At 58.0% G+C, this 23,817-nt stretch carries 22 protein-coding genes and 4 tRNA genes; 18 read left to right on the forward strand and 8 right to left on the reverse strand.

Features of this window, described 5'->3' with window-relative positions; genetic code table 11:
- Nucleotides 1-7: 7 nt before the first annotated feature.
- The 6 genes from wecG (at nt 8) to HMPREF1024_RS02420 (ending at nt 2,878) form a co-directional block, all read left to right on the forward strand.
- Complete coding sequence (gene wecG, locus HMPREF1024_RS02445) at nt 8-748, forward strand: lipopolysaccharide N-acetylmannosaminouronosyltransferase (protein WP_004181648.1); 741 nt, start codon at nt 8-10, stop codon at nt 746-748.
- 205 nt (nt 749-953) lie between these two features.
- Nucleotides 954-2,339 carry an amino acid permease gene (locus HMPREF1024_RS02440; protein ID WP_002883322.1) on the forward strand — a complete coding sequence of 462 codons (1,386 nt, stop codon included), beginning with the start codon at nt 954-956 and terminating at the stop codon, nt 2,337-2,339.
- A gap of 102 nt (nt 2,340-2,441) precedes the next feature.
- Nucleotides 2,442-2,518: transfer RNA gene (locus HMPREF1024_RS02435), tRNA-Arg, on the forward strand.
- A gap of 55 nt (nt 2,519-2,573) precedes the next feature.
- A tRNA-His gene (locus HMPREF1024_RS02430) sits at nt 2,574-2,649 on the forward strand.
- Nucleotides 2,650-2,672: 23 nt separating this feature from the next.
- Nucleotides 2,673-2,759: transfer RNA gene (locus HMPREF1024_RS02425), tRNA-Leu, on the forward strand.
- A 42-nt stretch (nt 2,760-2,801) separates the two neighbouring features.
- A tRNA-Pro gene (locus tag HMPREF1024_RS02420) sits at nt 2,802-2,878 on the forward strand.
- A 461-nt stretch (nt 2,879-3,339) separates the two neighbouring features.
- On the opposite strand, the gene hemY is transcribed toward HMPREF1024_RS02420, so the two are convergent.
- From hemY to hemC, 4 genes are read right to left on the reverse strand one after another with little or no spacing between them, the layout of a single operon-like run.
- Nucleotides 3,340-4,536, reverse strand: coding sequence for a protoheme IX biogenesis protein HemY (gene hemY / locus HMPREF1024_RS02415; RefSeq protein WP_004152054.1), 1,197 nt, complete (start codon nt 4,534-4,536; stop codon nt 3,340-3,342).
- Between the two features lie 3 nt (nt 4,537-4,539).
- The gene (hemX, locus tag HMPREF1024_RS02410) at nt 4,540-5,721 is read right to left on the reverse strand and encodes a uroporphyrinogen-III C-methyltransferase (RefSeq protein WP_004150429.1); all 1,182 of its coding nucleotides are present in this window, start codon (nt 5,719-5,721) and stop codon (nt 4,540-4,542) included.
- A gap of 21 nt (nt 5,722-5,742) precedes the next feature.
- Nucleotides 5,743-6,483, reverse strand: coding sequence for a uroporphyrinogen-III synthase (gene hemD / locus HMPREF1024_RS02405; RefSeq protein ID WP_009309749.1), 741 nt, complete (start codon nt 6,481-6,483; stop codon nt 5,743-5,745).
- Nucleotides 6,480-7,421 carry a hydroxymethylbilane synthase gene (gene hemC, locus HMPREF1024_RS02400; protein ID WP_002883381.1) on the reverse strand — a complete coding sequence of 314 codons (942 nt, stop codon included), beginning with the start codon at nt 7,419-7,421 and terminating at the stop codon, nt 6,480-6,482. Before hemC ends, hemD begins: the two co-directional genes overlap by 4 nt.
- Nucleotides 7,422-7,778: 357 nt before the next feature.
- Here hemC and cyaA point away from each other — a divergent pair, with 357 nt between their 5' ends.
- Nucleotides 7,779-10,331 carry a class I adenylate cyclase gene (gene cyaA / locus HMPREF1024_RS02395; protein ID WP_002883383.1) on the forward strand — a complete coding sequence of 851 codons (2,553 nt, stop codon included), beginning with the start codon at nt 7,779-7,781 and terminating at the stop codon, nt 10,329-10,331.
- A 48-nt stretch (nt 10,332-10,379) separates the two neighbouring features.
- Here the strand turns inward: cyaA and cyaY are convergent, their stop codons facing one another.
- Nucleotides 10,380-10,700: an iron donor protein CyaY gene (gene cyaY, locus HMPREF1024_RS02390; RefSeq protein WP_002883389.1), complete on the reverse strand. Its 321-nt coding sequence runs from the start codon at nt 10,698-10,700 to the stop codon at nt 10,380-10,382.
- Nucleotides 10,701-10,846: 146 nt separating this feature from the next.
- On the opposite strand from cyaY, the gene HMPREF1024_RS02385 reads away from it, so the two are divergent.
- The 8 genes from HMPREF1024_RS02385 to corA all read left to right on the forward strand — a co-directional run bounded on the left by HMPREF1024_RS02385 (nt 10,847) and on the right by corA (nt 17,761).
- On the forward strand, nt 10,847-11,050 hold the full coding sequence (locus tag HMPREF1024_RS02385; RefSeq protein ID WP_002883392.1) for a lipoprotein: 204 nt from the start codon (nt 10,847-10,849) through the stop codon (nt 11,048-11,050).
- A 35-nt stretch (nt 11,051-11,085) separates the two neighbouring features.
- The gene (gene dapF, locus HMPREF1024_RS02380; protein ID WP_002883394.1) at nt 11,086-11,910 is read left to right on the forward strand and encodes a diaminopimelate epimerase; all 825 of its coding nucleotides are present in this window, start codon (nt 11,086-11,088) and stop codon (nt 11,908-11,910) included.
- Nucleotides 11,907-12,614, forward strand: coding sequence for a DUF484 domain-containing protein (locus HMPREF1024_RS02375; protein WP_002883395.1), 708 nt, complete (start codon nt 11,907-11,909; stop codon nt 12,612-12,614). The genes dapF and HMPREF1024_RS02375 overlap by 4 nt, the downstream gene beginning before the upstream one ends.
- Complete coding sequence (xerC, locus tag HMPREF1024_RS02370) at nt 12,611-13,513, forward strand: tyrosine recombinase XerC (RefSeq protein ID WP_002883396.1); 903 nt, start codon at nt 12,611-12,613, stop codon at nt 13,511-13,513. The genes HMPREF1024_RS02375 and xerC overlap by 4 nt, the downstream gene beginning before the upstream one ends.
- Nucleotides 13,513-14,229, forward strand: a complete 717-nt coding sequence (gene yigB, locus HMPREF1024_RS02365; RefSeq protein ID WP_004146477.1) for a 5-amino-6-(5-phospho-D-ribitylamino)uracil phosphatase YigB — start codon at nt 13,513-13,515, stop codon at nt 14,227-14,229. The genes xerC and yigB overlap by 1 nt, the downstream gene beginning before the upstream one ends.
- Before the next feature lie 63 nt (nt 14,230-14,292).
- The gene (gene uvrD, locus HMPREF1024_RS02360; RefSeq protein ID WP_002883398.1) at nt 14,293-16,455 is read left to right on the forward strand and encodes a DNA helicase II; all 2,163 of its coding nucleotides are present in this window, start codon (nt 14,293-14,295) and stop codon (nt 16,453-16,455) included.
- A gap of 148 nt (nt 16,456-16,603) precedes the next feature.
- Entirely contained in the window at nt 16,604-16,660 is a 57-nt protein-coding gene (gene ysgD, locus HMPREF1024_RS32200) for a YsgD/CorL family protein (RefSeq protein WP_349815745.1), read from the forward strand.
- Between the two features lie 150 nt (nt 16,661-16,810).
- Entirely contained in the window at nt 16,811-17,761 is a 951-nt protein-coding gene (gene corA, locus HMPREF1024_RS02355; RefSeq protein ID WP_002883400.1) for a magnesium/cobalt transporter CorA, read from the forward strand.
- Nucleotides 17,762-17,804: 43 nt separating this feature from the next.
- Here the strand turns inward: corA and rarD are convergent, their stop codons facing one another.
- Nucleotides 17,805-18,698, reverse strand: coding sequence for an EamA family transporter RarD (rarD, locus tag HMPREF1024_RS02350; protein WP_004187777.1), 894 nt, complete (start codon nt 18,696-18,698; stop codon nt 17,805-17,807).
- A 48-nt stretch (nt 18,699-18,746) separates the two neighbouring features.
- On the reverse strand, nt 18,747-19,211 hold the full coding sequence (gene yigI, locus HMPREF1024_RS02345; protein WP_002883404.1) for an acyl-CoA thioesterase YigI: 465 nt from the start codon (nt 19,209-19,211) through the stop codon (nt 18,747-18,749).
- Between the two features lie 152 nt (nt 19,212-19,363).
- Between yigI and pldA the strand changes: the two genes are divergently transcribed.
- The 3 genes from pldA (at nt 19,364) to rhtC (ending at nt 22,800) form a co-directional block, all read left to right on the forward strand.
- On the forward strand, nt 19,364-20,224 hold the full coding sequence (pldA, locus tag HMPREF1024_RS02340; RefSeq protein WP_002883408.1) for a phospholipase A: 861 nt from the start codon (nt 19,364-19,366) through the stop codon (nt 20,222-20,224).
- 67 nt (nt 20,225-20,291) lie between these two features.
- On the forward strand, nt 20,292-22,118 hold the full coding sequence (recQ, locus tag HMPREF1024_RS02335) for an ATP-dependent DNA helicase RecQ (protein ID WP_004152055.1): 1,827 nt from the start codon (nt 20,292-20,294) through the stop codon (nt 22,116-22,118).
- 61 nt (nt 22,119-22,179) lie between these two features.
- Nucleotides 22,180-22,800 (forward strand): threonine export protein RhtC, encoded by a 621-nt coding sequence (gene rhtC, locus HMPREF1024_RS02330; RefSeq protein ID WP_004152056.1) that lies wholly within the window; start codon nt 22,180-22,182, stop codon nt 22,798-22,800.
- Nucleotides 22,801-22,845: 45 nt separating this feature from the next.
- Here rhtC and HMPREF1024_RS02325 read toward each other — a convergent pair whose 3' ends face one another.
- Complete coding sequence (locus HMPREF1024_RS02325) at nt 22,846-23,766, reverse strand: Rpn family recombination-promoting nuclease/putative transposase (RefSeq protein WP_009309750.1); 921 nt, start codon at nt 23,764-23,766, stop codon at nt 22,846-22,848.
- Nucleotides 23,767-23,817: the final 51 nt, after the last annotated feature.

The following is a 23,817-nucleotide window of genomic DNA, read 5'->3' on the forward strand; positions in this document are numbered from 1 at the left end:
GATGGACATGACTGGGACCATTTCCGCGCCGTTGTACCTGTTAAGAGGGCTGCAGCTCATAGGCTGGCGCGATATGCAGCACGCTCTGGATTATTTGTTTGCCGACGGCGCGCTCCGGGAGGGGACGCTGGTAGCCATTAATGCTGAGAAAATGCTGGCCGTAGAGGATAACCCGGAGGTACGGGCGCTGATTGAGGCGGCGGAGTTTAAATATGCCGATGGCATCAGCGTGGTGCGTTCGCTGCGCAAAAAATACCCGCAGGCCCAGGTATCCCGCGTCGCCGGGGCCGATCTCTGGGAAGCGTTAATGCAGCGCGCCGGCGCTGAAGGGACACCGGTGTTTTTGGTTGGTGGTAAACCTGAGGTCCTGGCGCAGACAGAATCCAGGCTGCGTCAGCGCTGGCAGGTGAACATCGTCGGCAGCCAGGACGGTTATTTCACCCCTGAGCAACGCCAGGCATTGTTCGAACGCATTCGCGACAGCGGGGCGAAAATCGTCACCGTCGCGATGGGGTCGCCGCGCCAGGAGATCTTCATGCGCGACTGCCGGCGCCTGTATCCGCACGCGCTGTATATGGGCGTCGGCGGCACTTACGATGTTTTTACCGGGCACGTCCATCGGGCGCCGAAGTTCTGGCAGGATCTGGGGCTGGAGTGGTTCTATCGCCTGCTTTTGCAGCCGAGCCGTATCAAAAGACAGTTCCGTCTGCTGCGCTATTTACGTTGGCATTATTCCGGTAAGCTCTGATATTCCACTGCAACCAGGCGAGTTTGCATACATATTCTGTGTAATCTCTTCACTCGCCTGATACTTTATTTGCCATTTCCGCAAAATTAATTAACCATTCGCAGGCTTCATACGCGCCGGGGAGACCTGCGCGTCGGCAAGGCTATGGTTTCAGTTAATAACAATAACCGGGAGTACCCGGAATACGGCAAACACAAGAGGATATATGACTGAGAAAAAAGCGGAGCTTCAGCGTGGACTGGAGGCCCGGCATATTGAACTGATCGCCCTTGGCGGGACGATTGGCGTGGGGTTGTTTATGGGGGCGGCCAGTACCTTGAAATGGGCTGGGCCTTCCGTGCTGCTGGCGTACATTATCGCTGGCCTGTTCGTCTTTTTCATTATGCGCTCAATGGGCGAAATGCTGTTCCTTGAGCCTGTCACTGGCTCCTTCGCGGTGTATGCGCATCGCTATATGAGCCCCTTCTTCGGCTATCTGACCGCGTGGTCCTACTGGTTTATGTGGATGGCGGTGGGGATCTCGGAGATTACCGCCATCGGGGTCTATGTGCAGTTCTGGTTCCCGGAGATGGCGCAGTGGATCCCGGCGTTGATTGCCGTGGGGCTGGTGGCGCTGGCGAACCTCGCGGCGGTCCGGCTGTACGGTGAAATCGAGTTCTGGTTCGCCATGATAAAAGTGACCACCATTATCGTGATGATCGTCGTGGGTCTGGGCGTCATTTTCTTCGGCTTTGGCAACGGCGGCCACTCCATCGGTTTTGGTAATCTCACCGAACATGGTGGTTTCTTTGCTGGCGGCTGGAAGGGCTTCCTGACGGCGCTGTGTATCGTGGTCGCGTCCTATCAGGGGGTGGAGCTCATCGGCATTACCGCAGGTGAAGCGAAAAACCCCCAGGTGACGCTGCGCAGCGCGGTGGGCAAAGTGCTGTGGCGGATCCTGATTTTCTACGTCGGCGCGATTTTCGTTATCGTCACTATCTTCCCGTGGGATCAAATCGGCTCCAATGGCAGCCCGTTCGTACTGACGTTTGCCAAAATCGGTATTACCGCGGCGGCGGGAATTATCAACTTCGTGGTGCTGACGGCAGCGCTTTCCGGCTGCAACAGCGGAATGTACAGCTGCGGACGTATGCTGTACGCCCTGGCGAAGAACCGTCAGCTGCCGGCGGCGATCGGTAAGGTATCGCGCAACGGCGTTCCGTCCGTCGGTGTGGCGCTGTCGATTCTGATCCTGCTGGTGGGCTCCTGCCTGAATTACATTATTCCTAATCCGCAGCGGGTGTTCGTCTATGTCTATAGCGCCAGCGTCCTGCCGGGGATGGTGCCCTGGTTTGTGATCCTGATTAGTCAGCTGCGTTTCCGTCGCGTGCATCAGGCGGCGATTGCCAGCCATCCGTTCCGTTCGCTGCTGTTTCCGTGGGCCAACTATTTCACGATGGCCTTCCTGATCTGCGTGCTGGTCGGGATGGGACTGAATGATGAAACCCGCATGTCGCTCTTCGTCGGCATTATTTTTCTGGCCGCCGTCACCCTGATTTATAAGGTGTTTGGCCTCGGAAGACAGGGGCAAGTCAATAATACGGCTGAATAACCGTCAAAACGAACAAAGCATGAGCAAACGATAATTTTCTTTAAAAAGGCACTAGACAGCGGGGTAGGAAGTCCGTATTATCCGACCCCGCAACGGCGCTAAGCGCCCGTAGCTCAGCTGGATAGAGCGCTGCCCTCCGGAGGCAGAGGTCTCAGGTTCGAATCCTGTCGGGCGCACCATTAACCCGGTGCTGGAGCTGCGGTGGTTTTAATACCGCGTAAAAGGTTTGCAGTGGTGGCTATAGCTCAGTTGGTAGAGCCCTGGATTGTGATTCCAGTTGTCGTGGGTTCGAATCCCATTAGCCACCCCATTATTTGATAGAGTTGTGAATTTGCGAAGGTGGCGGAATTGGTAGACGCGCTAGCTTCAGGTGTTAGTGTTCTTACGGACGTGGGGGTTCAAGTCCCCCCCCTCGCACCACGACTTTAACGAATTGAACTAAAAATTCAAAAAGCAGTATTTCGGCGAGTAGCGCAGCTTGGTAGCGCAACTGGTTTGGGACCAGTGGGTCGGAGGTTCGAATCCTCTCTCGCCGACCAATTTTGAACCCCGCTTCGGCGGGGTTTTTTGTTTTCTGCTGCCGTCCGCCATCTCTTATTTCTCTGATCTTGCTGATAAAAAATCTTCTCTTTGCTTAAGAATACGCGTCAGGAAAACTCTCAATTCATCACTGTGGTAGATGCAATTTCCCCGGATCCTGTGCGATAATAACCGGGTAGATGCTCATTCCATCTCTTATGTTCGCCTTCGTGCCTCATAAACTCCGGAATGATGCAGAGCCGTTCTTACGGTGCTTATCGTCCACTGACAGATGTCGCATTTATGCCTCATCAAACACCATGGACATTACGTTGAGTGAAGCACCCAATTTGTTGTCAAACAGACCTGTTTTAACGCCTGCCCTGATTTCAGCGCAGGCGTTTTTTTCTTTCGGGGATCCGTCAATGTGAAGGCGGGGGAGAAGGGCTATCGCCCCGCAGGAGGCGATAGCCATGCCAGGTTATGGCTGAGGATTATTCTGCAGCGTCAGCAGCAGTCCATCTCGGCGCATAGCGGCGGCTTCTTCCGGCTGATGCAGGCGGTCCAGGACATCCGCCAGCCAGGCGTAATCAAAGGCATCCGGACGCTGCTTAAGCGCGGCGCGGAAGGCGATGCTGGCCTCCTGCCATTCGCCGTGCCGCATCAGCGACTGGCCCAGGGTGCTCCACAGCAGCGGACGGTCGCCAACGGCTTTGATCTGCTGGCGCAGCACTTTCTCAAGCTGTTCCGGGTTATTGGTCTTCAGACGCGGGATCGGCATCACCAGACGGTCATCATACTGTTTCTTCAGACCATCAATGATAATTTGCTGCGCGGTATCGTGATCGTCGCTCTCGATGAGGCGCTCGGCCATCGCCACCTGCAGCGGCACCAGCGCCCGCGTTTTACGGCTCTGGTTGCGCCACCATTCGCGTAGTCCTTCGCTGCCGCCATCGGCCAGCGCTTTATCCATCAGGCCAACCCAGGCCAGCTGTTCCAGCGCCGCGCGGTGCGCTTCATCGCCGACGTTAGCTTTCGCCATCGACGGAATGATGTCCAGCAGCGACTGCCAGGCGCCGGTGCGGGTGTATGCCTGTTCGGCGAGGCGCAGCACTTCCGGATGACGCGGGGTAATTTCCAGCAGCTTATCGATGCCATGGCGCGCAGCGTGATTTTCATTACGCGCCAGCTGCAGGCGAACGCGAGTGATTTCCACCGGGATCAGGTCATCGCCCGCCAGCTCGGTGGCGCGCTCCAGATGCTGGTTGGCCCGCGCTTCATCGCCGCGCTGCTGGGCCGCTTCCGCCGCCAGCAGATAGTTCACCACCGGCTGTTCGGCGTGATCGGCATTTTTCGCCATCAGCTTCTCAACCTGCTGGTAATCACCTTCCGCCAGCTTAAGCAGCGCCTGCTCGGTTTGCTTACGCGCGCGACGGCGTTTACGGCCGACAAACCAGCCGCGCGTATGCGCCCCGGTGCGGAAAATGCGGCGCAGCAGCCATTCAATGGCGAACAGCACCACCATGGCGAGGATCAGGATGATCACCAGCCCGGTCACGCTGGTCTCGATATTGTAATTATCGGTCTGGATCAGGACGTAGCCCTGATGCCCGGCGATCATCGGGCCAAGCACGATCCCGGCGATCAACAGTGCGAAGAGTAAAAGAATTTTCAGCATGCGTTACTCTCCTTGCGGCGCAGCGGGGGCGGCCGGCGCAGCAGGTGCGGGCGAAGGCGCGCCGCCCGCGGTAACGGCAGGCTGCGCCATCAGGTTGCGCACTCGGGTCTGCATCAGTTTTTCCAGCAACGCCTGGCTCTGCAGCGTTTCCGGCACCGTCATGGTAATGCTTTGCTGACTGAGCTTATCCACCTCGTCGAGGAAGGCTTTGGTGGTGGCGTCATCGGTATCATAATAGGCGCGTACCCAGGTCGAGACGTTATCCAGCGACTGTTTCCAGGTCTCTTCCTGATGGCGCGGAACTGCCTGCGCGGCGACCAGCAGGCGAGAGCGAATATTTTCCCGCAGATAGATATCCTGATTCGGCGCCAGCAGCGGGACCGCCGTTTCATCGCGGCGGCGCACGGTGATAAAGCTGTCCATAAAGTTCTGCCAGCTTTTCTGCAGGTTGACGCGCCATTCGCTGATAGAGCTGGAAAGCTCATCGCTATCAGCGTCCATCGGCGAATCGTCATCGTTATTATCGGCCAGCCGCAGGTTATCGATTTGGTTCGCCAGCTGATTAACCTTGAGGATCATGCCGTCGTAGTCCACCTGGCTTACCGCGGAGAGGGTGGCGATGTCGTCGGTGATCGCCCGGCGGGCGCCGATGAGGCTTGGGTCGTTCATGTCGGCGAGGCTGGCGTCAGCGCTTTTCAGCAGCGCGGCGGCGGTGGTGACATCCTGATCGCTCCACAGCTTACGTCCCGCCAGCTTGACGAGGAAGTCGGCCTGGGCCAGCAGCCAGGTTTTGGCATCGCTACCGGAAATCACCGCCACTTTTTGCTGCAGCTCATCCAACTGTTTGGCCAGCGTCTCCTGCTGATGTTTGGCTTCGTTTAGCTGGTCGGCCTGCTGTTTGATAACACCTTCCAGTTCACTTTTTTGATTTTCCTGCGCTTTTTGCAGCGCCGCGACCTGGCTTGCTAATTCAGAGGTAGTTGCGTTTTGCCGCGTGGCCTGTTGTTTGTTCAGGCCATACAGGCCGATGCCGGCGGCTATCGCAATGGCGATAGCGATCGCGCTGAGCGCCAGGCTGGTTTTATTGCCTGCCTTCTTCTTCTCAGTGTTCTCTGGCTGTGGTGTGGTCTCCACGGCCTCCCTGGTCTCTTCAACCACGGCGGATTGATTTTGTTGTTCCGTCATTATGGCTTCCAATGTTGAGAGTTATTGTAATGCGCGTAGCAGCGCATCGTTGTCGGCGCTATCGGCAACCTGAATCTCCTGCCAGCCCAGTTCCCGGGCCTGAAGGGCCAGACGTTCGCTGACAACGACAACGCGGCAGTGCAGGAGCCACTGTTCGCGATACCATTGCGGTATTAACGACCATAGCTGCTGCAGCATCTCGCCGCTGGTGACCACCAGCGTGGTGACTCCGCGAGATTGCCAGCGCATCGCTTCTTCTGCGCCATCGTAATGTTTTGCACTACGTTGATAACATTCACAAAATGTGACCCTGGCGCCGCGCTCGGTCAGCGTCGCGCCTAAGAGTTCCCGCCCGCCATTGCCGCGTAGGATCAGCGCATTTTTCCCGGCAATGTTTTGTAATTCAGGTAATTGTAGCAAGACTTCGCTAATTTCCCGATCTAACGGGTAATAGATATGCTGCCCACTGACCGTATGCAGGGCCAGCGCCGTCGTGCGGCCAATGGCAAAATAGCGCGGAGAAGTGGGCCAGAGCAGGCCCTGCTGCTGCAGACGGGCATGGGCGAATTCCACCGCATGCTGGGATAGCGCAAATAGCAGATCGTCGGGTCCCAGTCGGGCAAGCGCATCGCCCAGCGCGGGAAGCTCCCTGCCGGGCGTAAATTCTATCAGCGGAAAGCTCCAGGCCACGCGTCCCATGGCCCGCAGACGGCTGACCAGCGCTTCTCCTTGCGGTAGTGGACGAGTGACCAGGATGCTCATCGCGGGGCTTCTCCATCATAAACCGCCGCGAGAATCTCGCGGGCGCCATTATCCAGAAGCTCTTCCGCCAGCGAGATGCCGAGGGCTTCCGCTTGTTCCGCTGGCCCGCGTCGTTCGCCGCGCACCAGCTGTGAACCATCCGGAGCGCCAACCAGCGCCCGCAGCCACAGTTCCCCGTCCTTCAGTTCCGCATAGCTGCCGATCGGCACCTGGCAGCCGCCTTCGAGGCGGGTGTTCATCGCCCGCTCGGCGCGCACGCGCACCGCCGTTTCCGTATGGTTGAGAGGCGCTAACAGCCCCCGGGTCCATGCATCATCAAGACGGCATTCGATACCGACCGCGCCCTGGCCGACCGCCGGCAGAGATTGCTCAGGCGACAGCGGCTGGCGAATACGCGCTTCCAGCTGCAGACGCTTCAGGCCGGCGGCGGCGAGGATGATGGCGTCGTACTCGCCGTTATCCAGCTTACTCAGCCGGGTACCGACGTTACCGCGCAGAGAGCGGATCGCCAGATCCGGACGGGTGGCGGCCAGCTGGCACTGACGGCGTAAACTTGACGTGCCAACGACGCTGCCGGCCGGCAGTTCGTCAATCGAGGCATAGCGATTGGAGACAAACGCGTCGCGCGGATCGTCGCGCTCGCAGATAGTCACCAGCCCCAGGCCCTCCGGGAATTCCACCGGCACATCTTTCATCGAATGGACGGCGATATCGGCGCGCCCTTCGAGCATGGCGAGCTCTAACTCTTTCACAAATAAGCCTTTGCCCCCCACCTTTGCCAGCGGAGTATCAAGGATGACATCCCCGCGCGTGACCATCGGCACCAGCTCGACCTTCAGTCCGGGATGCGCTTGTTCCAGGCGCGCTTTAACATACTGCGCCTGCCATAGCGCAAGCGGGCTTTGCCGTGTGGCAATTTTCAAAACTTTGTCTAACATGCTTGTTACCGTCATTATCGACCACTATCCATCCTAACATTGTTGTCTTACGGATGTTAGTTTTCACGGTTTATGTGGGAGGTGGCTCCGGCCCACTCTTTTTTAACCTTTCATGCGCGTGGCGGTTGCCGGAGGCGTAGTGAGGAATTTACAGGTAATAAACGGTGCTACACTTGTATGTAGCGCATCTTTCTTTACGGTCAATGAGCAAGGTGTTAAATTGATCACGTTTTAAACCATTTGTCAGTCCGCTGCTCATCACAACCACACCGACGACGAATGGTGACGGTTTTTGTTGAAATACTGAAATCCTCCGTACTATTGTACCTCGGGTTTTTGAACATCAGGCGATATGTCTTGTACCTCTATATTGAGACACTGAAACAGAGACTGGATGCCATCAACCAATTGCGCGTGGATCGCGCGCTTGCTGCCATGGGACCCGCTTTCCAGCAGGTTTACAGTCTACTGCCAACGTTATTACATTATCATCACCCGCTGATGCCGGGTTACCTTGACGGTAACGTTCCCCGTGGCATTTGCCTCTACACGCCTGATGAAACCCAACGCCACTATCTTGAAGAACTGGAACTGCATCGCGGTATGCAGACTCAGGAGCCGCCGAAAGGCGAGCTGCCGATCACCGGCGTCTACTCGATGGGCAGTACTTCCTCCGTCGGCCAGAGCTGCTCTTCCGATCTTGATATCTGGGTATGTCACCAGGCCTGGCTGGATAGCGAAGAGCGTCAGCTGCTGCAGCGAAAATGCAGCCTGCTTGAGAGCTGGGCTGCCTCGCTCGGCGTGGAAGTCAGCTTCTTCCTGATCGACGAAAACCGTTTCCGTCATAACGAAAGCGGTAGCCTCGGCGGCGAAGACTGCGGTTCGACCCAGCATATCCTGTTGCTTGATGAGTTCTACCGCACCGCGGTGCGCCTCGCCGGCAAGCGTATTCTGTGGAATATGGTGCCGTGCGATGAAGAAGAGCATTACGATGATTACGTGATGGGGCTGTATGCCCAGGGCGTGCTGACGCCTAACGAATGGCTCGATCTCGGCGGCCTCAGTTCGCTGTCGGCGGAAGAGTACTTCGGCGCCAGCCTGTGGCAGCTGTATAAAAGTATCGACTCCCCCTATAAAGCGGTGCTGAAAACGCTGCTGCTGGAAGCCTACTCCTGGGAATACCCCAATAACCGCCTGTTAGCGAAAGATATCAAACAGCGTCTGCACGACGGGGAGATTGTCTCCTTCGGCCTCGACCCGTACTGCATGATGCTGGAGCGCGTGACCACCTATCTGCAGGCCATCGAAGATGAAACCCGCCTCGATCTGGTGCGCCGCTGCTTCTACCTGAAAGTTTGTGAAAAACTCAGCCGCGAACGCGCCTGCGTCGGCTGGCGTCGCGAAGTTGTCAGCCAGTTGGTGAATGCCTGGGGCTGGGACGAAAAGCGTCTGATGATGCTCGACAACCGCGCCAACTGGAAAATCGATGAAGTGCGCAAGGCGCACAACGAACTGCTCGACGCCATGATGCAGAGCTATCGTAATCTGATCCGCTTCGCGCGGCGCAATAACCTTAGCGTCTCCGCCAGCCCGCAGGATATTGGCGTGCTGACCCGTAAGCTGTATGCGGCCTTTGAAGCGCTGCCGGGGAAAGTGACGCTGGTAAACCCGCAAATTTCGCCGGATCTGTCGGAACCGAACCTGACCTTTATCCACGTGCCGCCGGGCCGCGCCAACCGTACCGGTTGGTATCTGTACAACCGCGCGCCGGACATGGAATCGATCATCAGCCATCAGCCGCTGGAATATAACCGTTATCTTAATAAGCTGGTGGCCTGGGCCTGGTTTAACGGCCTGCTGACCTCACGCACCCGCCTGTTTATTAAGGGCAACGGCATCGTCGATCTGGCGAAGCTGCAGGAGATGGTGGCCGACGTGTCGCACCACTTCCCGCTGCGCCTGCCGGCGCCGACGCCAAAGGCGCTGTACAGCCCGTGCGAAATCCGCCACCTGGCGATTATCGTCAACCTCGAATATGACCCAACCGCGGCCTTCCGCAACCAGGTGGTGCACTTCGATTTCCGTAAGCTGGATGTTTTCAGCTTCGGCGAAGAGCAAAAATGCCTGATCGGCAGCGTCGACCTGCTGTATCGCAACTCGTGGAACGAAGTGCGTACGCTGCACTTTAACGGCGAACAGGCGATGATCGAGGCGCTGAAAACGATCCTCGGCAAAATGCACCAGGACGCCGCGCCGCCGGACAGCGTGGAGGTGTTCTGCTATAGTCAGCACCTGCGCGGCCTGATCCGCACCCGCGTGCAGCAGATGATCTCCGAATGTATCGAACTGCGTCTCTCCAGTACCCGCCAGGATACCGGGCGCTTCAAAGCGCTGCGCGTCTCCGGCCAGACGTGGGGGCTGTTCTTCGAGCGGCTTAACGTTTCGGTGCAGAAGCTGGAAAACGCCATTGAGTTCTACGGCGCTATCTCGCACAACAAGCTGCACGGGCTGTCGGTGCAGGTGGAAACCAATCACGTTAAGCTGCCGGCGGTGGTGGATGGCTTCGCCAGCGAAGGGATTATTCAGTTCTTCTTTGAAGACGCGGATAACAACGACAGCGGCTTTAACATCTATATTCTTGATGAGAGCAACCGCGCCGAGGTCTATCATCACTGCGAGGGCAGTAAAGAGGAGCTGGTGCGCGACGTCAGCCGCTTCTATTCGTCATCGCACGATCGTTTCACCTACGGCTCCAGCTTTATCAACTTCAACCTGCCGCAGTTCTATCAGATTGTCGAGGTAGACGGGCGCACCCAGGTGATCCCTTTCCGCACTCAGGCGATTGCCGCCGCGATACCCACCAGCCAGGACGTTACCGCCTCGCCGGTGCTGCAGCAGCGCTACTCGTAGATTTGGCCCGGATAAGGCGCGATGCGCCGCTATCCGGGAAACACGTCATTAACGGAATTTCACCGTCTCACCGGCCTGCTGGCTCGCCGCCTGCTCCAGCAGATCCCAGAAGGTTTCGCCGCTGCGATCGCAGATCCACTCGTCGCCTTTGAGATCGAAGTGATAGCCGCCCTGTTTGGTGGCCAGCCACACCTGGTGCAGCGGCTCCTGACGGTTAATAATGATTTTGCTGCCGTTTTCAAAGCTGATGGTCAGCACGCCGCCGTTGATTTCGCAGTCGATGTCGCTATCGCCGTCCCAGTCGTCCAGACGTTCTTCGATGGTCATCCACAGGCTATCGGCCAGGCGATGGAATTCACTGTCGTTCATAATTTGATTCTGCTTTTTTGATTTTTGAAGATGGGTCGCAGTATAGCGCGAAACAAAAGCGCGCGCAGTCGGATGCTAAAGGCTTGCTTTTACGTCTTCTCCTGCGATGATAGAAAGCAGAAAGAATAAATCACGGGCAACTATCAATGAAAAACGTTTTTCCTACGCTTGCCGTTTTGTTTGCGATCTTCAGCCTGACCGGCTGCGGTCTGAAAGGGCCTCTCTATTTCCCACCGGCGGACAAAACCGCGCCGCCGCCGACCAAACCGGTTAACCCTGGCATTCAGAGCGCAACGCCGGATCGTAACGATCGTGGCGATACCGGTGGTCCGAGCCAGGTCAATTACTAACGATAACGTTCTGTTCCGCGCAACTGGAGTAGATGATGCAGTTCTCTAAAATGCATGGCCTTGGCAACGATTTTATGGTCGTTGACGCGGTAACGCAGAATGTTTTTTTCTCGCCGGAGCTGATTCGCCGCCTGGCGGATCGCCACCTTGGCGTCGGGTTCGATCAGCTATTGGTCGTCGAACCGCCCTACGATCCGGATCTGGATTTCCACTACCGGATCTTTAACGCCGACGGCAGCGAAGTGTCGCAGTGCGGCAACGGCGCACGCTGTTTTGCCCGCTTCGTCCGGCTGAAAGGCCTGACCAATAAACGTGATATCCGCGTGAGTACGGCTAACGGGCGTATGGTATTAAGCGTAACGGAAGACGATCTGGTGCGGGTGAACATGGGCGAGCCCAACTTCGAGCCGTCCCAGGTGCCGTTCCGCGCCAACAAAGCGGAAAAGACCTATATCATGCGTGCCGCCGAGCAGACAGTATTGTGCGGCGTGGTGTCCATGGGAAATCCGCACTGCGTCATCCAGGTTGATGATGTGGATACGGCGGCGGTGGAAACTCTCGGCCCGGTGATGGAAAGCCATGAGCGTTTTCCGGAGCGCGCCAATATCGGCTTTATGCAGGTGGTCGGTCGGTCTCATATCCGTCTGCGCGTCTACGAACGCGGCGCGGGGGAAACCCAGGCCTGCGGCAGCGGCGCTTGCGCCGCGGTGGCGGTGGGGATCCAGCAGGGGCTGCTGGCGGAAACGGTACGCGTGGAATTACCCGGCGGTCGTCTTGATATCGCCTGGAAAGGCCCGGGCCAGCCGCTGTTTATGACCGGCCCGGCGGCCCATGTCTATGATGGATTTATTCATTTATGAAACCAATCGGGGAAGAACAGCAGGAGGTTGCCAGCGCGTTGAACGATCGCGCAGTGGTGGACTATCTGTTGCAACATCCTGAATTTTTTATTCGTAATGCCGCCCAGGTCGAACATCTCCGCGTCCCGCATCCGGTACGCGGTACGATTTCGCTGGTGGAGTGGCACATGATGCGGGCGCGTAACCATATTCATGTGCTGGAAGAGAATATGTCGCTGCTGATGGAGCAGGCGGTCGCTAATGAAAGCCTGTTCCAGCGTCTGCTGCAGCTGCAAACGCGGCTGGCGGCGGCGGAGAGCCTCGACGATATGCTCAACCGCCTTCACCGCTGGGCACGCGAGCTGGGGCTGGCGGGCGCCACGGTGCGCCTGTTTCCTGACTGCTGGCGCCTCGGCGCGCCCTCGAAGTTTACCCATCTGGCATTAAACCGGCAGGCGTTTGAGCCGATCCGTATTCAACGTCTGGGCCAGGCGCGCCACTATCTTGGACCGCTGAACGGCCCGGAGCTGCTGGTGGTGCTGCCGGAGGCGAAGGCCATTGGGTCTGTGGCGATATCGCTGCTGGGGGGCGATAATGCCCCGGGGGTGATGCTCTTCAGCAGCCGCGATGCGCAGCATTATCAGCCAGGGCAGGGGACGCAGCTGTTGCAGGAGATTGCCCAGATGCTGCCCGGCCTGCTGGAGCGCTGGATTGAACGCGCATGACCGATTCTCCTCTCTTCTCCGCCGTCGCCCGCTTTCTTCGCCATCTTGGCGTTGAACGCCAGCTCAGCCCGATCACGTTACTGAATTACCAGCGACAGCTGGACGCGCTGATCGCCCTGGCGGATGAGGCGGGCCTGAAAAGCTGGTCGCAGTGCGATGCCGCTCAGGTGCGAAGCTTTGCGGTGCGTAGTCGCCGCGCGGGGTTAGGCCCGGCAAGCCTGGCGCTTCGCCTGTCGGCGCTGCGCAGTTTCTTCGACTGGCTGGTCGGCCAGGGCGAGCTCAGCGCCAATCCGGCGAAGGGGATTGCCGCGCCGAAAATTCCCCGCCACCTGCCAAAAAATATTGACGTCGATGACGTCAATCGACTGCTGGATATCGATCTCAACGATCCGCTGGCGGTGCGCGATCGGGCGATGCTGGAGGTGATGTACGGCGCGGGATTGCGTTTGTCCGAACTGGTCAACCTGGATATCAAACACCTCGATCTCGAAAGCGGTGAGGTCTGGGTGATGGGCAAAGGCAGTAAGGAGCGTCGTTTGCCGATCGGTCGCAACGCGGTGGCATGGATTGAGCACTGGCTGGATTTGCGCGGCCTGTTCGGTACCGACGACGACGCGCTGTTTTTGTCGAAGCTGGGCAAACGTATTTCGGCGCGCAACGTACAGAAGCGATTCGCCGAGTGGGGCATTAAGCAGGGGCTGAACAGCCATGTGCACCCGCACAAGCTGCGCCACTCCTTTGCCACCCATATGCTGGAGTCGAGCGGCGATCTGCGCGGCGTGCAGGAGCTGCTGGGGCATGCTAACCTCTCCACCACCCAAATCTATACCCATCTTGATTTTCAACACCTTGCCTCGGTGTACGATGCCGCGCATCCGCGCGCTAAACGGGGGAAATAATGCGTTTTTACCGACCTCTGGGCCAGATTTCCGCGCTGACGTTTGACCTGGACGATACCCTTTACGATAACCGCCCGGTGATTGACCGGACGATGCACGAGTCGCTGGCCTTTGTGCGCAGCTACCATCCTTCGCTCAGCCAGTTCGACGCCCATGAGCTTAATCAGCTGCGTCAGACGCTGCTGGCTGCTGAACCTGAGATTTATCATGACGTGACCGTCTGGCGCCACCGTGCGCTGGAGTTAGGTATGCGTAATGCCGGGCTCTCCGCCGAAGCGGCGAAAGCGGGGGCCGATGCGGCGATGGAACACTTCGCCCACTGGCGCAGCCGCGTCGATGTCCCGCAGGAGACCCACGATACGCTGGCGAAGCTGGCGGAGAAGTGGCCGCTGGTGGCGATTACCAATGGCAACGCCCGCCCGGAACTGTTCGGTCTGAGCGACTATTTCCGCTTCGTGCTGCGCGCCGGGCCGGATGGCCGCTCCAAGCCGTTTGCCGACATGTACCACCTTGCGGCGGAGCGTCTGAATGTGCCGCTCGGGCAGATTCTGCACGTCGGCGATGATCTGACTACCGACGTGGCCGGCGCTATTCGCTGTGGGATGCAGGCCTGCTGGATCAAACCGCAAGGCGCGGACCTGATGCACACCGCGGACAGCCGCCTGCTGCCGCATATTGAAATTTCACGGTTGGCATCTCTGACCTCGCTGATATAATCACCAGTCACTCTGTATATATTAACAGGGGTTCGTGGAACCCCTTCTCTTCCGGCGGTGCCAATGGACGTTTCTTACCTGCTCGACAGCCTTAATGACAAACAGCGTGAAGCCGTAGCGGCCTCGCGCACCAATATGCTGGTTCTGGCAGGGGCGGGCAGTGGTAAGACGCGCGTTCTGGTGCACCGTATCGCCTGGCTGCTGAGCGTGGAGAACTGTTCCCCGTATTCCATTATGGCGGTGACCTTTACCAACAAAGCGGCGGCGGAGATGCGTCACCGTATCGGCCAGCTGATGGGCACCACCCAGGGCGGCATGTGGGTGGGCACCTTCCACGGCCTGGCGCACCGTTTGCTGCGCGCGCACCATCTGGATGCCAACCTGCCGCAGGACTTCCAAATCCTCGACAGCGAAGACCAGCTGCGTCTGCTGAAGCGTCTGATTAAGGCGATGAACCTCGATGAGAAACAGTGGCCGCCGCGCCAGGCAATGTGGTACATCAACAGCCAGAAAGATGAAGGACTGCGCCCGCATCATATTCAGAGCTACGGCAATCCGGTCGAGCAGACCTGGCAGAAGGTCTATCAGGCCTATCAGGAAGCCTGCGACCGCGCCGGGCTGGTGGACTTCGCCGAGCTGCTGCTGCGCGCCCACGAGCTGTGGCTGAACAAACCGCATATCCTGCAGCACTACCGCGAGCGCTTCACCAATATTCTCGTCGATGAATTCCAGGATACCAACAACATTCAGTACGCCTGGATCCGCCTGCTGGCGGGCGATACCGGCAAGGTGATGATCGTCGGCGATGACGATCAGTCTATCTATGGCTGGCGCGGCGCGCAGGTCGAGAACATTCAGCGCTTCCTTAACGACTTCCCCGGCGCGGAAACCATCCGCCTGGAGCAGAACTATCGCTCGACCAGCAATATTCTCAGCGCTGCCAACGCCCTGATTGAAAACAACAACGGTCGGCTGGGCAAAAAGCTGTGGACCGACGGCGCCGACGGCGAGCCGATTTCGCTGTACTGCGCCTTCAACGATCTCGACGAAGCGCGCTTTGTGGTGAACCGAATTAAAACCTGGCAGGAGAACGGCGGTGCGCTGGAGCAATGCGCCATTCTCTATCGCAGTAACGCCCAGTCGCGCGTGCTGGAAGAGGCCCTCCTGCAGGCCAGCATGCCGTACCGTATCTACGGCGGCATGCGCTTCTTCGAGCGTCAGGAAATCAAAGACGCGCTCTCTTACCTGCGCCTTATCGCCAACCGCAACGACGACGCGGCGTTCGAGCGAGTGGTTAATACGCCGACCCGCGGCATTGGCGACCGCACGCTGGACGTGGTGCGCCAGACGTCGCGCGATCGCCAGCTGACGCTGTGGCAGGCCAGTCGCGAGCTATTGAAAGAAAAAGCGCTGGCCGGTCGCGCCGCCAGCGCCCTGCAGCGCTTTATGGAGCTGATTGACGCGCTGGCGCAGGAGACCACCGATATGCCGCTGCACGTTCAGACCGATCGGGTGATTAAAGACTCCGGCCTGCGCGCGATGTACGAGCAGGAGAAAGGCGAGAAGGGCCAGACCCGTATTGAAAACTTAGAGGAGCTGGTGACGGCGACGCGCCAGTTCAGCTACAACGAAGAAGATGAAGATCTGATGCCGCTGCAGGCGTTCCTCTCCCACGCCGCGCTGGAAGCGGGCGAGGGGCAGGCGGACACCTGGCAGGACGCGGTTCAGCTGATGACCCTGCACTCGGCGAAAGGGCTGGAGTTCCCGCAGGTGTTCATCGTCGGCGTCGAAGAAGGGATGTTCCCGAGCCAGATGGCCCTAGATGAAGGCGGCCGCCTGGAGGAGGAGCGTCGCCTGGCCTACGTCGGCGTAACGCGCGCCATGCAGAAGCTGACGCTGACCTATGCGGAAACCCGCCGTCTGTACGGGAAAGAGGTTTATCACCGCCCGTCGCGCTTTATCGGCGAGCTGCCGCAGGAGTGCGTAGAAGAAGTGCGTCTGCGAGCCACGGTGAGCCGCCCGGTAAACCATCAGCGACTGGGCGCGCCGATTGCCGAGAGCGATACCGGCTACAAGTTAGGCCAGCGCGTACGGCATCCGAAGTTTGGCGAAGGCACTATTGTCAACCTCGAAGGCAGCGGCGAGCACAGCCGACTGCAGGTGGCTTTTCAGGGCCAGGGAATCAAATGGCTGGTGGCGGCTTACGCCCGGCTGGAGGCAGTGTAACTTTAAGAAAAATATCATTATTTTGTAATATTCTGCTACCTTTATACGTTAAGGCGCCTGATTTGCGCTTTCGCGTTCCGTTGCGTGTTGACGCCGATTTTGCGCTGGCGTAACATGCGCGCACGATTACGCTAAGAGGACATTCGCCTTGGACACACCCAGTAGATGCTGGCTCAACTTCCTGTCATTCAGGAACAACTCCTAAGGCTATCCTCTTATGCTGATAGCCTTAGCGGTTGTCAGCGACCTGCCCCATTCCCGTCGCGCTGAGTCAGGCTTAATGGTCTGAAACCCAATTTGTTTCTGTGTGCCCACCGAACTGTCCGATAATTTTTTTGCATTGGGAGTCCCGGTCATGCTGAGCGCATTTCAACTGGAAAACAATCGTTTAACGCGCCTGGAAGCCGATGAGATCAAACACCTCGCCAGCTCGGTGTGGGTCGATCTGGTCGAGCCTGACGACGATGAGCGAAGCCGCGTGCAGACGGAACTGGGTCAAAACCTGGCGACGCGCCCGGAACTGGAAGATATCGAAGCCTCCGCGCGTTTCTTTGAAGATGAAGACGGGTTACACATCCACTCGTTCTTCTTTTTTGAAGATGCCGACGATCACGCCGGCAACTCTACCGTGGCGTTTACCATCCGCGAAGGCCGCCTGTTCACACTGCGCGAGCGCGAACTACCCGCTTTCCGCCTCTACCGTATGCGCGTGCGTAACCAGACGCTGGTCGACGGCAACGCCTACGAACTGCTGCTCGACCTGTTCGAGACCAAAATCGAGCAGCTGGCGGATGAAATTGAAAACATCTACAGCGACCTGGAAAAGCTGAGCCGCGTCATTATGGAAGGCCATCAGGGCGACGAGTACGACGAAGCGCTGTCGACGCTGGCGGAACTGGAAGATATCGGCTGGAAGGTGCGCCTCTGTCTGATGGATACCCAGCGCGCGCTGAACTTCCTCGTGCGCAAGGCGCGCCTGCCGGCGGGCCAGCTGGAGCAGGCGCGGGAGATCCTGCGCGATATCGAATCTCTGCTGCCGCACAACGAATCGCTGTTCCAGAAGGTGAACTTCCTGATGCAGGCGGCGATGGGTTTTATCAATATCGAGCAGAACCGCATTATCAAGATCTTCTCGGTGGTCTCGGTGGTATTCCTGCCGCCAACTCTGGTGGCCTCCAGCTACGGGATGAACTTTGAATTTATGCCGGAGCTGCATTGGAGCTTTGGTTATCCGGGAGCCATCGTGTTTATGATGTTGGCCGGCCTGGCGCCATATCTCTACTTCAAGCGTAAAAACTGGCTGTAAAAAAAGGGAGCGTCGGCTCCCTTCTTTACTGGCTGATGCAGGCTTAGCCTCTGCGCAACCGGCGTTGGGTATACAGCGCATCGACGATAAACACCGCCAGCGCGACCCAGATAAAGCCAAAGGTCACCATTTTATCCTTGCCCGGCACTTCGCCGTAGAATGTCACCGCCAGCAGGAACATCAGCGTTGGACCGATGTACTGGAAAAAGCCCAGCGTGGAGAGCCGCAGACGCGTTGCCGCCCCGGTAAAGCACAGCAAAGGGATGGTGGTCACCACGCCCGCGGCCATCAGCAGCAGATTGAGCGACCAGGGGTTCTCGCCCATATGGCTGGTCGGGCTGTCGGTGATGCCGAACAACCAGATTGCCGCCACCGGCAGCAGCCACAGCGTTTCCACCAGCATGCCGGTTTGCGCATCGACAGCAATTTTCTTTCGCACCAGGCCGTAAAAGGCAAAGCTGAAAGCCAGCCCAAGGCCGATTATCGGCAGCGAACCAAAGGTCCACAGCTGGACCAGCACGCCGCAAAAGGCGAGGAGCACCGCCAGCCACTGCAGACGACGGAAGCGTTCGCCGAGGAAAATCATCCCCAACAAAATATTCACCAGCGGGTTGATAAAGTAGCCGAGGCTGGCTTCCAGCATATGGTGGTTATTCACCGCCCAGATGAACAACAGCCAGTTACCGCCGACCAGCACTGCCGAGAGCGCCAGCAGGAAGATCTTGCGCGGCGTTTTCAACAGCTTTTTCACCTGTGGCCACTGGCGGCTGACGCTGATGAGCGCCACCATGAAGAAGAAAGACCAGATCACGCGATGGGTCAAAATTTCATCGGCGGGAACATAGTAGATAAGTTTGAAGTACGCTGGCGCGATACCCCAGATAAAGTAGGCGGCGAGGGCCAGAATGATCCCCAACCGCGTCTGTTTCGCATCCATCGGTAAAATCCATTGCCAAAGAGAGTGATGTTACTCGATTTTGGCCAATCAACCCACCATATAGGTGGCCGTTGCGCTGGCAATATAGACCTGAGCTTCGTTATGCAGTTCCACGCGGGCAACCGCCACTTTATTGCCGGCGCGCAGCAGGGTGCTGGTGGCGGTAAAACGTTCGCCGCGGCCCGGACGCAGGTAGTCCACGCGCAGGTCGATGGTTCCCATACGGGAAAGCCGCTGGCGCAATTCTTCTTCGTTGATGGTGTCATGGCGGGTAAGGGTACTGCCGACGCAGACCAGGCCAGCGGCAACGTCCAGCGCGGAGGCGATCACCCCGCCATGCAGAATGCTTTGCGCCCAGTTGCCGACCATCATCGGCTGATTATTAAAGCTAAGCTGGGCAAACGCTTTTTCGTAGCGTTCCAGTTCTAGACCGAGGGCGCGGTTAAACGGCATGTGATAGACGAAAATCTCCCCTACCAGTTTCAGGGCTGCTTCGGCAGTAAGTTCAGACATAACACCGGTTCCATTCGTTAATAAAATGTTGATTTTATGCTTCTAAAATATTGATTTCCACTTTCGGAGCGGATTAGGGGGCAGGTGATTAATAAACAGGTAGAATGGCTTCAGGTTAAACAAAAATAAAAACTATTTTTCAGGAGACCAGCATGCGTATCTCTTTGGCCTGCCTGGTGGCGCTGTGCGCGCTACCGGCCGGTGTTATGGCGCAGGACGCGTCGGTACACGACAAACCGGCAGTGCGCGGCAGCATTATCGCCAACCTGCTCCAGGACCATGATAATCCTTTCCTGCTCTACCCTTATGAGAGCAACTATCTGCTCTATACGTGGACCAGCGACCTCAATAAAGAGGCGATCCGCAGCTATGACTGGGCCGAAAATGCCCGTAAAGATGAAGTGAAGTTTCAGCTAAGCCTGGCGTTCCCGCTGTGGCGCGGTATCCTGGGCGATAATTCGCTGCTGGGCGCGTCCTATACCCAGAAATCCTGGTGGCAGCTCTCTAACAGCAAAGAGTCGGCGCCGTTTCGCGAAACCAATTATGAACCCCAGCTGTTTTTGGGCTTTGCGACCGACTACCAGTTTGCCGGCTGGACGCTGCGCGATATCGAGATGGGGTATAACCACGACTCGAATGGGCGTTCCGACCCCACCTCGCGCAGCTGGAATCGGCTTTATGCCCGCCTGATGGCGCAAAACGGTAACTGGCTGGTGGAAGTGAAGCCCTGGTATGTGGTGGGCAACACCGATGATAACCCGGATATCACCAAATATATGGGCTATTACCGGCTGAAGGTGGGCTACCAGCTGGGAGAGGCGATCCTCAGCGCGCAGGGGCAATACAACTGGAACACCGGCTACGGCGGGGCGGAACTTGGCGTGAGCTATCCCATTACCAAACATGTTCGCGCCTATACGCAGATCTACAGCGGCTATGGCGAGTCGCTTATCGACTATAACTTTAACCAAACGCGCGTCGGCGTCGGGCTAATGCTCAACGATCTGTTTTAATCGTTGCACTCTGGCTCGCAGGCGCTGAAAATAGCGCCTGTTTTCTTTTCAGGCAAATGGGGTCAACGTGGCACAGGCGGAAGTATTAAATCAGGAATCGCTGGCTAAGCAGGTTTTACAAGAGACCTTCGGCTACCAGCAGTTCCGTCCTGGCCAGGAAACGATTATCGAGACGGCGCTCGAAGGCCGGGACTGCCTGGTGGTCATGCCGACCGGTGGCGGCAAGTCGCTGTGCTATCAGGTGCCGGCGCTGGTCATGGGCGGTCTGACGGTCGTGGTCTCACCGCTGATCTCGCTGATGAAGGACCAGGTCGATCAGCTGCTGGCCAACGGCGTGGCGGCGGCTTGTCTGAACTCGACGCAAAGCCGTGAGCAGCAGCAGGAGGTGATGGCCGGCTGCCGCAGCGGGCAGGTTCGTCTGCTGTATATCGCGCCGGAACGGCTGATGCTGGATAACTTTCTTGAGCATCTGGCGAACTGGAACCTGGCGATGCTGGCGGTAGACGAGGCGCACTGTATCTCGCAGTGGGGCCATGACTTCCGTCCGGAATATGCCGCGCTGGGCCAGCTGCGTCAGCGGATGCCGCAGATCCCGTTTATGGCGTTGACCGCCACCGCCGATGATACCACCCGCCGCGATATCGTCCGCCTGCTGGGGCTTAACGATCCGCTGATTCAGGTCAGCAGCTTCGACCGGCCAAACATCCGCTATATGCTGATGGAGAAATTCAAGCCGCTCGATCAGCTGATGCGCTACGTTCAGGATCAACGCGGCAAATCGGGCATTATCTACTGCAACAGCCGTTCGAAAGTGGAAGACACCGCCGCCAGGCTGCAAAGCCGCGGTATTAGCGCGGCGGCTTACCATGCCGGTCTGGAAAACGACGTGCGCGCCGAGGTGCAGGAGAAATTCCAGCGCGACGATCTGCAGATCGTGGTGGCGACGGTGGCCTTCGGGATGGGCATTAACAAGCCGAACGTCCGCTTTGTGGTGCATTTTGATATTCCGCGCAATATTGAATCCTACTATCAGGAGACCGGCCGCGCCGGGCGTGATGGCCTGCCGGCGGAAGCGATGCTGTTTTACGATCCGGCGGATATGGCGTGGCTGCGCCGCTGTCTGGAAGAAAAACCCGCCGGGCCGCTACAGGATATCGAACGGCATAAGCTGAATGCGATGGGGGCGTTTGCCGAAGCGCAGACCTGTCGCCGTCTGGTGCTGCTGAACTATTTTGGCGAAGGGCGTCAGGAGCCGTGCGGCAACTGCGATATCTGTCTTGACCCACCAAAGCAGTACGATGGCTTAATGGATGCGCGCAAGGCGCTTTCAACGATTTACCGGGTCAATCAACGTTTCGGGATGGGTTACGTGGTGGAGGTCCTGCGCGGGGCCAACAACCAGCGCATCCGAGAGATGGGCCACGATAAGTTGCCGGTTTACGGTATCGGCCGGGAGCAAAGTCACGAGCACTGGGTGAGCGTGATCCGCCAGCTGATTCACCTTGGGCTGGTGACGCAGAATATCGCCCAGCACTCCGCGCTGCAGCTGACCGAAGCCGCGCGACCGGTGCTGCGTGGCGAAGTGCCGCTGCAGCTCGCCGTGCCGCGTATCGTGGCGCTGAAGCCAAAGGCGATGCAGAAATCCTTTGGCGGCAATTACGACCGTAAACTGTTCGCCAAGCTGCGCAAATTACGTAAAGCGATCGCCGACGAAGAGAACATCCCGCCATATGTGGTCTTCAACGACGCGACGCTTATCGAGATGGCCGAACAATCGCCGCTGACCGCCGGCGAAATGCTCAGCGTCAACGGCGTGGGGACACGCAAGCTCGAGCGTTTCGGGAAGCCGTTTATGGCGCTGATTCGGGCGCATGTTGATGGCGACGATGAGTAGTCAGCTGGCTGAAAAAGTGCCAGAATAGTTTCTCTCTTCATTATTTTCCTGCGAGTTAACTATGCTGATGCTTTTCCTCACCGTGGCGCTGGTGCATATCATTGCGCTGATGAGCCCGGGGCCGGACTTTTTCTTTGTCTCACAAACGGCCATCAGCCGCTCGCGCAGAGAGGCGATGATGGGTGTGCTGGGGATCACCTGCGGCGTCATGGTCTGGGCGGGAGTGGCGCTGCTCGGCCTGAACCTGATCCTCGCCCGGATGGCGTGGCTGCATAACATTATAATGGTCGGCGGGGGCCTGTATCTATGCTGGATGGGCTACCAGATGCTGCGTGGCGCGCTGAAAAAAGAGAAGGTGGCCTCGGCGGAGCCGCAGGTGGAGCTGGCCCGCAGCGGACGCAGCTTCGTGAAGGGATTGCTGACCAATCTGGCGAATCCGAAAGCGATTATCTACTTCGGCTCGGTGTTTTCGCTGTTCGTGGGTGACAGCGTCGGCGCCGGCGCGCGCTGGGGCATTTTCCTGCTGATTATCGTTGAGACGCTGGCCTGGTTTATGGTGGTTGCCAGCCTGTTCGCCCTGCCGGGGATGCGCCGCGGCTATCAGCGGATGGCGAAGTGGATCGACGGTATCGCCGGTACGCTGTTTGCGGGCTTCGGCATCCACCTGATTATCTCGCGTTAACCGGCATGCTGTTTCCCCACCCGGTTGTTTCCGGGTGGGAAAGTATCAGTGGCGAAGCCGCTGCAGCTCGTCTTCAGACAGACCGGTCATTTCCATAATCGCCTGGTCATCAATACCGCGATTGCGCATCGCTTCGGCAACCTGCACCAGAGCCTGGTGTTTCCCTTCTTTTATGCCTTGCTGTACGCCTTCCCTGATGCCTTTCTCCATACCTTCTGCAAGCCATGTTTCCGCCAGCGTCATCAGTAATCCTCCATGCTGCGGCACGCGCTGTGCCAGCCCGTACAAGAGTGTCCGAGTATCTTCGGCATCCCCTGCCTGAGCCATATAGTTTACCAATACGGTGATTTGTTGTCCGCTCATCTGCTCCAGCATTAAGAGGTGGGTCAACTTATCCAGCAATTGCGCCATATCGCGCTGGCGGATGTGCTTTTGCACCAGCGTCAGGGCTGCCATGCTGCGGTGCTGCATGATGTCGTCGTCGGGGATCACCGTGATATCGACCAGCGGAAACGCCCCGCTATAGAGCTGGCTGGCGGTCTCAGGATCGGCAAAATTATCCAGCCAGCGCATCGACCAGGGATAGGGGCTGCGTCGTCCCTGATAGAAGAGAATAGGGATAACCAGAGGCAGCGTTTTATGGCCGCTCTCCAGGTGCCGCTGCATGGCGGCGATGGCATAGCGCATTAAGCGAAAGGCCATCAGCTTATCGGGTGCGCTCTGGTGCTCGATCAGAACATGGACATAGCCCGCACCGCGGGTGGTTTCCAGCGAATATAGGATATCGCTGTAGTAAGGCCTGAGATCGTCTTCGAGAAAGCTGCCGGATTCCAGACGCAGGGTGTCCAGTTTGCAGATCTGTGTTAACGACGGAGGCAGGTGGAGCTCGATAAAATCGCGCGCCGTCTCTACCCGTGAGAGAAAAGTTTTAAATACCGCATCATGAGGGGTCGCCGTTTCCGCCATTGCCGTTCATCCATGAATCACGTATCTGGCGGCATCCTGGCACGGCGGGTT

This window comes from Klebsiella sp. 4_1_44FAA, from assembly GCF_000238715.1.
In the GTDB taxonomy this organism is placed as follows: Bacteria; Pseudomonadota; Gammaproteobacteria; order Enterobacterales; family Enterobacteriaceae; genus Klebsiella; species Klebsiella pneumoniae.